This is a genomic window from Saccharothrix sp. NRRL B-16314 (assembly GCF_000716595.1).
Lineage (GTDB): Bacteria > Actinomycetota > Actinomycetes > Mycobacteriales > Pseudonocardiaceae > Actinosynnema.
Genome location: NZ_JNXC01000002.1, coordinates 213271 through 226766, shown reverse-complemented (window position 1 = coordinate 226766; position 13496 = coordinate 213271). Strand labels below are relative to the sequence as shown.

13 protein-coding genes are annotated in these 13496 nt (G+C 71.2%); 5 read left to right on the top strand and 8 right to left on the bottom strand.

Features of this window, described 5'->3' with window-relative positions:
- Nucleotides 1–36 precede the first annotated feature (36 nt).
- Nucleotides 37–1776 (bottom strand): 2-oxoglutarate dehydrogenase, E2 component, dihydrolipoamide succinyltransferase, encoded by a 1740-nt coding sequence (gene sucB, locus OQ02_RS05995; RefSeq protein ID WP_033437241.1) that lies wholly within the window; start codon nucleotides 1774–1776, stop codon nucleotides 37–39.
- A 54-nt stretch (nucleotides 1777–1830) separates the two neighbouring features.
- A complete protein-coding gene (gene lpdA, locus OQ02_RS05990; protein ID WP_033437240.1) occupies nucleotides 1831–3201 on the bottom strand; it encodes a dihydrolipoyl dehydrogenase in 1371 nt (456 codons plus the stop codon).
- Between the two features lie 176 nt (nucleotides 3202–3377).
- Between lpdA and OQ02_RS05985 the strand changes: the two genes are divergently transcribed.
- Nucleotides 3378–3695 carry a hypothetical protein gene (locus OQ02_RS05985; RefSeq protein ID WP_033437239.1) on the top strand — a complete coding sequence of 106 codons (318 nt, stop codon included), beginning with the start codon at nucleotides 3378–3380 and terminating at the stop codon, nucleotides 3693–3695.
- 150 nt (nucleotides 3696–3845) lie between these two features.
- On the opposite strand, the gene OQ02_RS05980 is transcribed toward OQ02_RS05985, so the two are convergent.
- Nucleotides 3846–5342, bottom strand: coding sequence for a leucyl aminopeptidase (locus tag OQ02_RS05980; protein ID WP_033437238.1), 1497 nt, complete (start codon nucleotides 5340–5342; stop codon nucleotides 3846–3848).
- Nucleotides 5343–5537: 195 nt separating this feature from the next.
- Here OQ02_RS05980 and OQ02_RS05975 point away from each other — a divergent pair, with 195 nt between their 5' ends.
- Both OQ02_RS05975 and OQ02_RS05970 read left to right on the top strand, forming a co-directional pair.
- On the top strand, nucleotides 5538–6752 hold the full coding sequence (locus OQ02_RS05975; protein ID WP_033437237.1) for an APC family permease: 1215 nt from the start codon (nucleotides 5538–5540) through the stop codon (nucleotides 6750–6752).
- Nucleotides 6753–6862: 110 nt separating this feature from the next.
- A complete protein-coding gene (locus OQ02_RS05970; RefSeq protein ID WP_033437236.1) occupies nucleotides 6863–7963 on the top strand; it encodes a branched-chain amino acid aminotransferase in 1101 nt (366 codons plus the stop codon).
- 124 nt (nucleotides 7964–8087) lie between these two features.
- On the opposite strand, the gene cobS is transcribed toward OQ02_RS05970, so the two are convergent.
- Genes cobS through cobU form a run of 3 tightly spaced genes read right to left on the bottom strand, consistent with a single transcriptional unit; the run spans nucleotide 8088 to nucleotide 10377 of the window.
- The gene (cobS, locus tag OQ02_RS05965; protein WP_033437235.1) at nucleotides 8088–8786 is read right to left on the bottom strand and encodes an adenosylcobinamide-GDP ribazoletransferase; all 699 of its coding nucleotides are present in this window, start codon (nucleotides 8784–8786) and stop codon (nucleotides 8088–8090) included.
- Nucleotides 8786–9823, bottom strand: coding sequence for a nicotinate-nucleotide--dimethylbenzimidazole phosphoribosyltransferase (gene cobT / locus OQ02_RS05960; protein ID WP_033437234.1), 1038 nt, complete (start codon nucleotides 9821–9823; stop codon nucleotides 8786–8788). Before cobT ends, cobS begins: the two co-directional genes overlap by 1 nt.
- Nucleotides 9820–10377, bottom strand: coding sequence for a bifunctional adenosylcobinamide kinase/adenosylcobinamide-phosphate guanylyltransferase (gene cobU / locus OQ02_RS05955; protein ID WP_156076898.1), 558 nt, complete (start codon nucleotides 10375–10377; stop codon nucleotides 9820–9822). Before cobU ends, cobT begins: the two co-directional genes overlap by 4 nt.
- Nucleotides 10378–10453: 76 nt before the next feature.
- Between cobU and OQ02_RS05950 the strand changes: the two genes are divergently transcribed.
- Nucleotides 10454–10654, top strand: coding sequence for a hypothetical protein (locus OQ02_RS05950; protein ID WP_033437232.1), 201 nt, complete (start codon nucleotides 10454–10456; stop codon nucleotides 10652–10654).
- Between the two features lie 19 nt (nucleotides 10655–10673).
- Here OQ02_RS05950 and OQ02_RS05945 read toward each other — a convergent pair whose 3' ends face one another.
- Together OQ02_RS05945 and OQ02_RS05940 are read right to left on the bottom strand one after the other, a co-directional pair.
- The gene (locus tag OQ02_RS05945) at nucleotides 10674–11660 is read right to left on the bottom strand and encodes an aldo/keto reductase family protein (RefSeq protein WP_033437231.1); all 987 of its coding nucleotides are present in this window, start codon (nucleotides 11658–11660) and stop codon (nucleotides 10674–10676) included.
- 107 nt (nucleotides 11661–11767) lie between these two features.
- Complete coding sequence (locus OQ02_RS05940) at nucleotides 11768–12409, bottom strand: DUF3043 domain-containing protein (RefSeq protein ID WP_033437230.1); 642 nt, start codon at nucleotides 12407–12409, stop codon at nucleotides 11768–11770.
- A 42-nt stretch (nucleotides 12410–12451) separates the two neighbouring features.
- Here OQ02_RS05940 and OQ02_RS05935 point away from each other — a divergent pair, with 42 nt between their 5' ends.
- Nucleotides 12452–13465, top strand: coding sequence for a glycerate kinase family protein (locus tag OQ02_RS05935; protein WP_033437229.1), 1014 nt, complete (start codon nucleotides 12452–12454; stop codon nucleotides 13463–13465).
- The last annotated feature ends 31 nt before the right edge of the window (nucleotides 13466–13496 follow it).

The following is a 13496-nucleotide window of genomic DNA, read 5'->3' as shown; positions in this document are numbered from 1 at the left end:
GTCGGTGCCGGCCCTCGAAGGGCCTGGCAGACGGGGTCAGAGACCCAGGTCGGCCTCGAACGAACCCTCTTCGAGGCGGTTCTTCACGGTGGTGAGGAAGCGGCCCGCGTCGGCGCCGTCCACCAGGCGGTGGTCGTAGGTCAGCGCCAGGTAGGTCATGGACCGGATGGCGATGGTGTCGTCGCCGTTCTCGTCCGTGATCACCACCGGGCGCTTCTTGACCACGCCCACACCCAGGATGCCGACCTGCGGCTGCTGGATGATCGGCGTGTCGAACAGCGCGCCGTTGCTGCCCAGGTTGGTCAGCGAGAACGTGCCGCCGGTCAGCTCGTCGGGCGTGAGCTTGTTCCCGCGCGCCCGCGCCGCCAGGTCACCGATCTTGTGCGACAGCCCGGCGAGGTTCAGGTCGCCCGCGTTCGCGATGACCGCGTTCAGCAGACCCCGCTCGGTGTCGATCGCGATACCCAGGTGCTCGGCACCGTGGTACACGACCTCCTTCTTCTCCTCGTCGATGGACGCGTTCAGCACCGGGTGCTGCTTCAGCGCCTCGACCGCCGCCTTCGCGAAGAACGGCAGGAACGTCAGCTTCGTGCCCTCGCGCTGCTCGAACGCGGCCTTGGCCTTGTTCCGCAGCCGGGCGATCTTGGTGACGTCCACCTCGAACACCTGCGTGAGCTGCGCCGAGACCTGCAACGACTCGCGGGTCCGCTGGGCCACGATCTGCCGCAGCCGGGGCAGCTTCTGCACCGTGCCGCGCTTGCCGCTGGTGTCCACCGGCGCGGAGGCGACCCGCTGGGCGGGCGCGGACGCCGCGGCGGCGGCGGGCTTGGGCGCTTCCTTCGGCGCCTTCGCGGCCTCGACCGCGGCCAGCACGTCCTGCTTGCGGATGCGGCCACCGACGCCGGTGCCCTTGAGCGAGGCCAGGTCGATGCCGTTCTCCGACGCGAGTTTGCGCACCAGCGGCGTCACGTACGGCGCGCCGTTGGACGACTCCTCGGCCGGGGCCTCCTGCTTGGGGGCCTCCTGCTTGGGAGCTTCCTGCTTCGGGGCTTCCTGCTTGGGGGCTTCCGGAGCCGGAGCAGCGGCCGGAGCCGGAGCCGGGGCGGGCGCGGGAGCGGGCTTGGGTGCTTCCTGCTTGGCGGGCGCGGGCGAACCCGAGCCGACCACCGCGAGCCGACCGCCGACCTCCACGGTCTCGTCCTCACCGGCGGTGATCTCCAGCAGGGTGCCGGCCACCGGCGACGGGATCTCGGTGTCGACCTTGTCGGTGGACACCTCCAGCAGCGGCTCGTCCACCTCCACCGAGTCGCCGACGGCCTTGAGCCAGCGGGTCACGGTGCCCTCGGTGACGCTCTCGCCCAACGCGGGCATGGTCACCGGGGTGCCCTCGGCCGAACCACCGGACGGGGCCGGGGCCTCCGGCGCGGGCGCTGCCTCGGCCTGAGGGGCTTCAGCCTGCGGGGCTTCGGCCTGCGGTGCGGGCGCGGCCTCGGGAGCGGACTCCTCGGCGGGAGCCGAGTCGGCCGACCCGGAGTCCGAGCCGTCGCCGATGACGGCCAGTTCGGCGCCGACCTCGACGGTCTCGTCCTCCTGGGCGACGATCTTCTGGAGCACACCCGCCGCGGGCGACGGGATCTCGGTGTCGACCTTGTCGGTGGAGACCTCCAGCAAGGGCTCGTCGACCTCGACGCGGTCACCCTCCTGCTTCAACCAGCGGGTGACCGTGCCCTCGGTGACGCTCTCGCCGAGTGCGGGCATTTGGACGGAGAAGGCCATCGTTCGCTGACTCCTCGTGCGTGGGTCGGGGATCGGCTGACTGGGGTGCGACGGTCAGCCGTGCACGTGCAGCGGCTTGCCGGCCAAGGCGAGGAAAGCCTCGCCGAGGGCTTCTGTCTGGGTCGGGTGGGCGTGGATCAGCGGAGCCACGTCCTCGGGGTAAGCCTCCCAGCTGTAGATGAGCTGGGCCTCACCGATCAGCTCGCCGACGCGTTCGCCGACCATGGTGACACCGACGACCGGGCCGTCGGGCGCCTTCACGAGCTTGACACCGCCGGCGGTCTTGAGGATCTGGCTCTTGCCGTTGCCCGCGAGGTCGTAGACGAACGTCTCCGCGGAGCCGTACTTCTCCTTCGCCGCCGCCTCGGAGAGACCGACCGACGCGACCTCGGGCTTGCAGTACGTGACGCGCGGGATGCCCGCCTCGTCGATGACCTTGGGGTTCTGCCCGGCGATGTCCTCGGCGACGAAGATGCCCTGCTGGAAGCCGCGGTGCGCGAGCTGGAGGCCGGGCACGATGTCGCCGACGGCGTAGACGCCGGGCACGCTCGTGCGCAGCCGCTCGTCGGTGACCACGAAGCCGCGGTCGATGGTCACGCCGGCCTCCTCGTAACCGTGGCCCGCGGTGTTCGGGCCGCGGCCGACGGCCACCAGCAGCAGGTCCGCGTCCAGCACGTCGCCGGATTCCAGCGTGACCGACACGCCGGACTCGTTCTGCGTGGCGCCGGTGAACTTCACGCCGGTCTTGAACTTGATGCCGCGCCGACGGAACGCCCGCTCCAGCTGCTTGGACGCGTACTCGTCCTCGGCCGGGACCAGGCGGGGCAGCGCCTCGACGATGGTCACCTCCGCGCCGAACGACGCCCACACGCTGGCGAACTCGACGCCGATGACGCCGCCGCCGAGCACGACGACCTTCTCCGGGATGAAGTCCAGGTTGAGCGCCTGGTCGCTGGTGATGATCCGGCCGCCGATCTCCAGGCCGGGCAGGCTGCGGGCGTACGAACCGGTCGCCAGCACGACGTTCTTGCCGGTGTACCGCTGCCCGTCCACCTCGACGGTGTTCGGGCCGACGAACGTGCCCGCGCCCTCGACCAAGGTCACCTTGTTCGCCTTGACCAGGCCCTGGAGGCCCTTGTACAGGCGGCTGACGACGCCGTCCTTGTAGGAGTTCACGCCCGCGATGTCGATGCCCTCGAGGGAGGACTTCACCCCGAACTGGTCACCTTCGCGCGCGTTGTCCGCGACCTCCGCCGCGTGCAGCAGCGCCTTGGTCGGGATGCAGCCGCGGTGCAGGCACGTGCCACCCAGCTTGTCCTTCTCGACCAGGATGACGGACAGGCCCAGCTCGGCCGCGCGGAACGCGCAGGCGTAGCCGCCCGAGCCGCCACCAAGGATCACAAGGTCGGCGGAGGTGTCGGTCACGTGATCTCCCTGGAGAGCTTGGATGCCTTATTCCGCGCGGGTGCGCGCGTGTGGTTGCCATCTTGTCACTACCGCGGGGGTGACGGCGACGCGGTGTCCTGTTGGGAGGATTTGGCCCCGCCTTCACACCCGTTCCGGCACCATGGTCCGGAGAAGTCCCGGCAGGAGGTGGCCCGGTGGGCCTGTTCGACCGTTTTCGCAGGAAGCAGCGCCCGGGCGTGCTGCGTTCGGCCACGTCCACGGACACCGGCCACCTGGAGCAGTGGGCGGGTGCGCGGCGGGGTGTCGAGGCGTACGTCGAGCCGAAGACGACCGTGACGGAGACCACGATCGTGCTGGTCGCGCACGACGGCGAGTGGACGCGGCGCCGGATCGACGGCACGGACGGCGCGAAGCGCCTGGCGAAGAAGCTGGCCATCCCGATCTACGACGCGGGGATCGTCGGGTACCCGAAGCGGATGCGGGAGTACTCCCGGCGCAAGAACCAGGCTTGACCGGAAGTTCCAGTCCTCAGTGGACGGTTGCTGCGGGCTGGGTGGAACGAGTTGTGCTGCGGGCGTGCCGGTGTTCCGGGTCTCCGGGTCGACCTCGGTGAGATCGACCCGGAGACCCGGAAACCCGTTGGATCAGCGGATCGGCAGCCGCTAGCCGTTCGCCGCGATGTCGGCCAACACCGCCGCGAGGGTGCGCACCGGAACGCCCGTGCCGCCCTTGGTGGTGTACCCGTACGGGCCACCCGAGTGGAACGACGGCCCGGCCACGTCGATGTGCGCCCAGGTCACGCCCTCGGCCACGAACTCGCGCAGGAACACGCCGGCGGTGAGCATGCCGCCGAACCGGTGCCCGGACACGTTCGCGAGGTCCGCCACCCGGGACTCCAGGTCGCCGCGCAGCTCCTCGGGCAGCGGCATGGCCCACGCCTGCTCGCCCACCGCGCGCCCCAACTCGGCGACGCGGTCGCGGAACTCCTCGGTGCCCATGACACCCGAAGTCCGCTTGCCGAGCGACACGAGCTGCGCGCCGGTCAGCGTGGACGTCTCGATCAGGTAGTCCGGCTGGTCCTCGCACGCCCGCACGATCGCGTCGGACAGGATCAACCGGCCCTCGGCGTCGGTGTTGAGCACCTCGACGGTCTTGCCGCCGTACATGGTCAGCACGTCACCTGGCCGGTAGGCGGTGCCGGACGGCATGTTCTCCGCCATCGGCGCCCACGCGGTCACCTCCAGCGGGTACTTCAGCTTCGCGGCCAGCACGACGGTGGCGATGACCGCCGCCGCTCCGCCCATGTCCGAGGTCATCTCGTCCATGCCCGCGGCCGGCTTGATCGAGATGCCGCCGGTGTCGAACGTGATGCCCTTGCCGACCAGGGCGATCTTCTTGCCGGCCTTCGGGCCGCGGTACGTGATGCGGACCATGCGCGGGGCACGGCTGGAACCGCCGCCGACGGCGAGGATGCCGCCGAAGCCCTGCTTGCGCAGCGCCTTCTCGTCCAGCACCTCGACCTCGAGCCCCTCGGCCTTGGCCAGGGCGGCGGCCCGCTCCGCGAACGACGCCGGGAACAGGTCGTTCGGCGGGGTGTTGACGAAATCACGGGTCGTGGTGACGGCCTCGGCGATCGCGGTGGACGCCTTGAGCGTCGCCCGGTGCGCCCGGATGTTGCCCTCGGCCGGCGCGACGAAGTCGACCTTGCCGACCGCCCCGTCGCCCTTGTCCGACTTGTAGGTGGTGAACGAGTACCCGCCCAGCACGGTGCCCTCGATGGCGGGCCCGAGGTGCAAGGCGGACAACGTGGAGATCGCACGCTTGCGTCCGGCGAGCGCGCGGGCGGCGGCGCCGGACGCGCGGCGGACCTGCTCCTCGGTCACGGTGCCGTCGGCGGCGGGCTTGCCGAGGCCGACCGCGAGCACGACGCGGGCGGAGACCTTGCCCGCGGACGGCAGGGTGACGACCTCCTCGGCCTTTCCGCTCGCGCCGACGGCGTCGAGCAGGTCCAGCAGCGCGCCGTCGAACGCGGCGTTCACCGCCTCGGACCCGCCGGCGAGGGCGAGGCCGTCCGGGCCCTGGACTGTTCCCACCACCACGGCGTCGGCGGCGGTGCTGCTCGGGTCACTGTCGGTGATGGCCAGTTTCGGCGCGGTCACTGCGGCTCCTTGACGGTGTCCTCCCGGCGCTTCCTGGTCTTGCGGCGGGATCGGGGTGGATCGTGACGAATGCTAAAGGTGTCCTTCACACCGGGGACGTTCGCACCTTCGATCGCAAGGAGTAACAATTAACACGAACGGGGGTCGACCGGTCGGGCGGTCGTACTCACCCGGCACGTGTGTAACTGTGTACCGGTGACAGTCACGCCCCGTGCCGGGGCCGTGGTGCTCGCTCTCGGTGCGACGTTGGGGGCCGGTGTCTTCACCGGATTCGCCCCCGCTGCGGCACTCGCGGGTCCGTGGTTCATCCCCGGGCTCGTGCTGGCCGCGGTGGCCGCCTTGTGCTGCGCGTTCTCCACCGCCGACCAGCACCGCGCCTACCCGGACGCCCCCGGCGGCTACGCCTACATCCGCAACCAGCTCGGTCCTTGGCCGGCGCGCATCGGCGCCAGTGCCCACCTGATCGGCAGAACAGGCATGGCCGCCGCGGTGGCCGGGATGTTCGGCGCGTACGTCGTGCCCGAGCACCGGGTGGCGGCGGCCGTCGGTCTGATCGTGGTGGTGGCGGCGCTCGGCGCGGCGGGGGTCAGGTGGAGCGCCGGTCTGAGCGTGGCGGCGGTGGGCGTGGTGCTCGGCGTGCTCGCGCTGGTCGTTCTCGTGTGCTTCTCGGTGGCGCCGCCGGAGAACCCCGCGGTGGAGGCCGGGCCGGGGTTCGACGGGCTCATGGGTGCGGCGTTGGTGCTGTTCACGGCGTTCATCGGGTTCGAGCGGGTGACCGCGCCGCAACGTGGCGACCGGGTGTTCTCCGCTCGCGTGCTGCACTTCGCGGTGCCGGCGGTGATCGGTGTCGTGCTGGTCGTGTGCATCGGGGTGTCCGCGGCGGTGCTGCGGCAGCTCGGAGCTGCGCGCCTGGCGTTGTCGCCCGCGCCGCTGCGCGACGCGTTGATCGTGGCCGACGGGCGTTGGCTGCTGCCGGTGCTCGCGTTCGGGGCGGCGGTGGCGGCGGTGTCGTCGCTGTACTTCGTGCTCGCGTCGTCCCGGCGGACCCTCGTCGGCATGAGTGAGTCCGGTGACCTGCCGGCGGTCCGGTCGCGGTGGGCGTTGGAGGTGCTCGGCGCGGCGCCGGCCGTGCTAGGCGTGGTGGTGTTGCCGCCCTCGACGGCGCTGGCCGTGGGGGCGTGCGGGACGGCGTTCTACTACGGGTTCACCAACGCGTCGGCGCGGGTGCTGCTGCAGGAAGATCGGACTTGGCCGATGCGCACGGCGTGCCTGGGATTGGGGTTGTCCGTGCTGCTGGCGATGAGCGCGCCTGCGGATGCGCTGGCCATCACCGCCGGGGCGCTCGCTCTGGGTACCGGGTTGATCGCGCTGGGTCGGGTGCGGCGGCGTGCACGGCAGGCTGTGGGGTAGGGCCTCGAGCCGGGTCTGGAGGAGGCCTCGGGTAGCCCGTCCGGATGGTCGGATGTCCGAGCGTCGGGACAGCGATTTTCTGACGTCCCACAGGCGGCTATCGTGCTGACATGACGACAGCGTTGCCTTTCACCCGGACCCCCAACCCGCAGCCGGCGACCCCGGAGCGCGTTGCGGAGGTACTCGCGAAGCCGGGCTTCGGGCAGCACTTCACCGACCACATGGTGACGATCCGCTGGAACCGCGAACAGGGCTGGCACGACGCTGCGGTCGAGCCCTACCACTCGCTGGAGCTGGACCCGGCGGCCATGGTGCTGCACTACGGCCAATCGATCTTCGAAGGGCTCAAGGCGTACCGCCAGCCCGACGGCTCGATCGCGTCCTTCCGCCCGTCGGCCAACGCCGAGCGCTTCCGCGCTTCCGCGCGCCGGTTGGCCATGCCCGAGCTGCCCGACGAGCTGTTCCTGGAGTCGATCCGCGAACTGCTCGCGGTGGACTCGCGGTGGGTGCCCGCGATTCCCGAGGAGTCGCTGTACCTGCGGCCGTTCTTGTACGCCACCGAGAAGGGCTTGGGCGTGCGGCCCGCGACGGAGTACCTGTACGTGCTCATCGCGTCGCCCGCCGGGTCGTACTTCGCCGGTGGGTTGAAGCCGGTGACGGTGTGGCTGTCGACGGAGTACGTGCGCGCGGCGCCCGGCGGTACCGGGGCGGCCAAGTTCGCGGGCAACTACGCGGCGTCGTTGGTGGCGCAGGCGCAGGCCGCCGAGCAGGGCTGCGACCAGGTCGTGTGGCTGGACGCGGTGGAGCGGCGGTGGGTCGAGGAGATGGGTGGGATGAACCTGTTCTTCGTCCTGGGCTCGGGGGACGACGTCCGGGTGGTCACGCCGGAGTTGTCCGGGGCGTTGTTGCCGGGGATCACGCGCAATTCGTTGCTGCGGTTGGCTGCCGATTTCGGTTACGGGGTCGAGGAGCGGCGGATCTCCACCGAGGAGTGGGAGAAGAAGGCGGAATCGGGTGAGCTGACCGAGGTGTTCGCCTGCGGGACCGCGGCGGTGATCACGCCGGTGGGCCACGTGAAGCACGCGGACGGGGAGTTCAGCGTTTCCGGTGGTCGTACCGGCGACGTGACGATGAAGCTGCGCAACCACCTGACCTCGATACAGCAGGGCCTCGTGACCGATCCGCACGGGTGGATGACCAAGATCAACTAGCCGCGTGAGTCCTACGTTCGGAACCCCCGAGTTCAACGTTCAGAACAGCCCGGTGTTGTTCTGAGCGTTGAACTCGGGGGTTCTGGACGTAGGACTCACGGGTTCTGGACGTAGGACTCACGGGTTAGAGGGCGTTGACGGCCAGGACGGTCAAGGTGGCCGTTTCGCAGGCCGCGCCCAGGACGTCGCCGGTGATGCCGCCGAATCGCTTCCGGGTGTGGTGGATCAGGAGCAGCACTGCGGCTGCGGCGATGACGATGGCGAGTGGGCCGTGGACGGGGTGCACGAAGAAGCCCCCTACGGCCAACCCCGACCACCACATCGTCGCGAGCCACGGCGGCTGGCTGCCGGCAACCAGCGCGCCCAGGCCCTCGGGGCGGGCGGCGGGTACTCCTCGCAGGCAGCAGAGGACGAAGGCGGCCCGGCCGGCGGTCAGGGCCAGTAGTACCGCTCCCCAGTGGACGGTGGGGAAGGCGGCGGCTTCCGCGCCCAGGACGACGATCAGCGCCACTACCGCGAACGGACCCGCGCCGCCGTCCTTCATCACTGCCAGCGCGCGTTCCGGCGGGCCGTAGCAGCCAAGGCCGTCCGCTGTGTCGGCCAAGCCGTCCAGGTGCATCCCCCTGGTGGCGAGGGCCAGGAAGCCGACCACCAGGAAGCCTGCCAGCAGGTCGGGTAGTGGGACGTGGAGCAGCCCGATCACGGCAGCGCCCAGCAGGAGGCCTACCAGGGGTGCGAGCGCGATGGCCCGTTGTGCTGCCCGTGCGTCGACCTCGCCGACGCGGACGGGCAGCACCGTCAGCCAGGAGAGCGCCAACCGCATCAGGCGGGTCCGGAGACGCCCGCGCTGTCGAAGGTCGCCATCTCGGCCAGGATGCGGGTCGCCATCACCACCAGCGGCAGCGCTGCGACCGCGCCCGAGCCCTCACCCAGCCGCATGTCGAACTCCAGCAGCGGTTCGAGGCTCAGGTGACCCAGGGCCAGCGCGTGCGAGGGCTCGACGGAGCGGTGGCCGGCCACCCACCACTCGCGCGCTCCCGGCGCCAGCTCCTCGGCCACGACGGCCGCCGCGCCGGACACCACGCCGTCCAGGATCACGGGGGTCTTGCGGACCGCTGCCTGCGCCAGGAAACCGGCCATCGCGGCGATGTCCGCGCCCGAGGCGGCGGCCAGGAGGGCCACCGGGTCGTTGATCACCGGTCGGGCACGGCGCAGCGCGTCCCGGATCGCGGCGGTCTTGCGCATCCAGCCCTGGTCGTCGATGCCCGTGCCGCGGCCGACCACGGCCACCGGTTCGGACCCGGTCAACGCGGCGATGAGCACCGCGGCCGGTGTCGTGTTGCCGATGCCCATGTCGCCCGCGATCAGCAGGTCCGCGCCGCCGTCGACCTCGTCGTCCACGAGCTTGCGGCCGGTCTCGATCGCCTGCTCGGCCTCTTCGAGCGTCAGCGCGTCCTCGCGGTCGATGGAACCCGAGCCGCGGCGCACCTTGAAGTCGCCGACCGAGGTCTCCGAGTCGACCGACAGGTCGACCACGCGCACCGTCGCGCCGGCCACGTTGGCCAGCACGTTCACCGCCGCGCCACCGGCCAGGAAGTTGGCCACCATCTGGCCCGTGACCTCGCTCGGGTACGCCGACACGCCGTGCCGCGCCACCCCGTGATCGCCCGCGAACACCACCACGCGCGGCCGGGTGAACGGTCTGGGCGGGCACTCGCCCTGGCACGCCGCGACCCAGGTGCCCAAGTCCTCCAGCCTGCCCAGCGAACCGGGGGGCTTGGTGAGGGAGCCGTGCCTGGTGACGGCCTGGCTCCGGGCGTCCTCGCTCGGCGGCTCGACGGGCGGGAACTCGATGGTCACCGACTACCTCCGGGTTCGCGCAGTCGCAGTGGGATTCCGGCGACGACCAGCAGCACCTCGTCGCACACCTCGGCCAGCCGCGCGTTGAGCGAACCGAGGTGATCGCGGAAGAGCCTGCCAGAGTGCGTGCTGGGCACGACGCCCAGGCCGACCTCCGCCGACACCAGGACCAACCGCGCGCGGGTGTGGGCGACGGCGTGGACCAGCGCGGCGCACTCCTGCTCGACCTGGCCCATGCCGTGGCCCTCCCAGGCGCCCGCGTCGTCCAGCACGCCGTTGAGCCAGGTGGCGATGTCGTCCACCAGGATCGGCGGGTCGGCCTCGCTGGTGGCGGTGAGCAGGGCGATCAGGTCGCTGGGTGCGGGTGCCTCGACCGTGTTCCACGTCTTGGGACGGCGGGCCACGTGCTGCGCGATCCGCAGCTCCCAGTCCGCGTCGTCCGGGTACCGCCGCGCGGTGGCCACGTACGTCACGACGTCGTCGACCACCAGGCCTTCGGCGTGCGCCGACTTGCCCGAACGGGCGCCGCCCAACACCAGTGTCCGACGCGTCACACCGCACTCCATCTGTTCCGAGAGGACATAGCCTGACCGGGACGTTACCCGGAGTGCGCAGCGGGAGGAGATCGTCGTGGAGTACCGCTGGAGGTACCAGGACGAGCAGGGCCGCGACGTCGACGGCCCGAAGGTCGCGTTCCCGGACCAGACCGCGGCCGAGGACTGGTTCGGCGAGGCGTGGGGCGAGTTGCGCGAGGCGGGTGTCGGCCAGGTGACGCTGCTGCGCAACGAGTCGGAGGTCTACGGCCCGATGTCCCTCGCCCCGGCCGAGTAGACCGGGGCGAGGGCCGTCGTCACGGGGTGACGGTGAAGCGCGGGTCGGTCTCGACGACGCCTTCGAGCACGTCGTCGATCTTCGTCATCAGCTCTTCGTCCAGCTTCACGCCGGCGGCCTTCACGTTCTCGTGCACCTGCTCGGGACGGGACGCGCCGATGATCGCGCTCGCCACGTTCGGGTTCTGGAGCACCCACGCGACGGCGAGCTGGGCGAGGCTGAGGCCTGCCTCGGCGGCGAGCGGCTTGAGCTGCTGGACCTTCTCCAGCACCTCGTCGCGCAGGAAGCGCTGGATGAACTTCGCGCCGTTCTCGTCGGTCGCCCGTGAGCCCGCGGGCACCGGCTGACCGGGCAGGTACTTGCCGGTCAGCACGCCCTGGCCGATGGGGGACCAGACGATCTGGCTGATGCCCTCGCGCTCCGAGGTCGGCACGACCTGCGGCTCGATGACCCGCCACAGCATCGAGTACTGCGGCTGGTTCGAGATGAACGGCACCTTCAGCTCGCGCGCCAGCGCCGCGCCGCGGGCGATCTGCTCGGCGTTCCACTCGGACACGCCGATGTAGAGCGCCTTGCCCTGGCGGACGATGTCGGCGAAGGCCAGCATCGTCTCCTCCAGCGGCACCGACTTGTCGTACCGGTGGGCCTGGTAGAGGTCGACGTAGTCGGTCTGGAGGCGCGTGAGCGAGCCGTCGATCGACTCCATGATGTGCTTGCGGCCGAGGCCCTTGTCGTTGGGGCCACCGGGGCCCGTCGGCCAGAAGACCTTGGTGAAGATCTCCAACGAGGCGCGGCGCTCGCCCTTGAGGGCACGGCCCAGCACGTCCTCGGCCTTGGTGTTGGCGTACACGTCGGCCGTGTCGAACGTGGTGATGCCCGCGTCGAGGGCCGCACGGACGCAGGCCGCCGCCTGGTCCTCTTCGACCTGCGAACCGTGGGTGAGCCAGTTGCCGTACGAGATCTCGCTGATGTTCAGGCCACTGCGGCCGAGACGTCGGAACTCCATGGTCCCAGCCTAGTACCAGATCGTTCGGGTTGCTAATGAACTACCGGTGGTCGGCCGTCACGCGCTGTGGCGAAGGCGGCGTCGCCATGCAGGCGGAACCCAACGGATCACACCTTGTCGCCTGGGCTGACCCGCGGCTTGGGGACGCGCAGGCGGCGGAGTTGGCTGGCGCGGATGAACGAGTACCAGCCGATGGACAAGCCGCGGCTCGTGTCGTTCGGGAACTTCAGCCGCACCCGCTTGGTCACCAGCCGGCCGAGCACGAAGCCCTCGACGATCATCGCCAGCAGCATGAACGTGGTCAGCAGCGTCGCGTACGACTGCACCTGGGGCATCGGCACGAGCAGCGCCACGAACACCAGGATGGCCAGCGGCATGAACAGGCCCATGAGGTTGCGGCGCGAGTCGACCACGTCGCGGATGTACGCCTTCACCGGGCCGCGGTCGCGGGGCAGGAGGTACTTGTCCTCGCCGGCCATCATCCGCTGCCGCCGCTCGACCGCCGCGGCACGGCGCTCTTCCTTGGACACCTTGGGCCCGCGGGTCACGCGCGCGCGCTTCAACGCCTCGCGCTGCGTCCTGGGCGGCGGCGGGACGGGACCGCGCCGCTTGCCCTCCGCCTCCCGGCGCTTCGGCGTGGGTCGCCCCTTGCCCTGGGTGCGCGACGGATCGGCCGGGTTCACCTCCGCCGGCGTGTCCTCGGCGGTGGTCTCAGCGGCTTCGTCGGCGTTTCGGCGCAGGAACCTCACCGCACCAGAGTAGGAGATGCCCCGATAAGTACTGTTCGCCAGGTGCGAGTTGTGATTGCGCCGGACTGCTTCGGCGGAACGTTGACCGCGCGGGAGGTCGCCGAGGCCGTGGCCGAGGGCTGGCGCCGCACCGCTCCCGACGACGAACTCCACCTGCGCCCGCTGGCCGACGGCGGCCCGGGTTTCGTGGACGTCCTGCACACCGCGCTGGGTGGCGTGCTCCACACCACGACGGTGACGGGCCCGCTCGGCACGCCCGTGGAGGCTCGCTGGCTGGAGCACGACGGCACCGCCTACATCGAGTCGGCCCAGGCCTGTGGCCTGCACCTCATCCCGTCCGACCAGCGCGCGCGGACCGCCGAGACCGCCACCACCAGGGGTGTCGGCGAGCTGATCGCGCTCGCGCGGGACGCCCGCACGATCGTGGTCGGTCTGGGCGGCTCGGGCACCACGGACGGGGGAGAGGGCCTGCGGGAGACGGTCGGACAGGTCACGGCCAGGCTCGTCGCCGCGGCCGACGTGGAGAACGTCCTGCTCGGCCCGCACGGCGCCGCACGCACGTTCGGCCCGCAGAAGGGCGCGTCACCGGAGGCGGTGGAACGCCTGGAGGCCCGGCTGGCCGCGATGGACGCGCTGGCCGAGGTCCGCGACCGGCCCGGGGCGGGTGCCGCGGGAGGCCTCGGAGCTGCGCTGATGGCCCTGGGCGCGACGGTCGGGTCCGGCGCCGGGATGGTCCGCTCGCTCACCCGGTTGGACGAGGCGCTGGACCACGCCGACCTGGTCGTCACCGGTGAGGGCAGCTTCGACTGGCAGTCGCTGCGCGGGAAGCTCGTGACCGCCGTGGCGAGCGGCGCGGCCGAGCGCGGGCTGCCGTGCGTGGTCCTCGCCGGCCAGGTCACGGTGGGCAGGCGTGAGGCGGGCGCGGCGGGCGTGCAGGAGTCGTACGCGGTGGCCGAGCACGCGGGCTCGGTGGAGCGGAGCATGGCCGACCCGGCCGGCACGCTGGCCGACCTGGCGGCACACGTGGCGAGTCACTGGTCACAGCGCCGACCGTGACGGCTGTGCGACCATGGGAGGCAGGAACAAA

What these genes read in the sequence shown, in the direction of transcription:
- sucB (WP_033437241.1), bottom strand. Translation starts at nt 1,776, where the DNA reads ATGGCCTTCTCCGTCCAAATGCCCGCACTCGGCGAGAGCGTCACCGAG.
- OQ02_RS05970 (WP_033437236.1), top strand. Translation starts at nt 6,863, where the DNA reads ATGACGACAGCGTTGCCTTTCACCCGGACCCCCAACCCGCAGCCGGCG.
- cobS (WP_033437235.1), bottom strand. Translation starts at nt 8,786, where the DNA reads ATGCGGTTGGCGCTCTCCTGGCTGACGGTGCTGCCCGTCCGCGTCGGC.
- OQ02_RS05945 (WP_033437231.1), bottom strand. Translation starts at nt 11,660, where the DNA reads ATGGAGTTCCGACGTCTCGGCCGCAGTGGCCTGAACATCAGCGAGATC.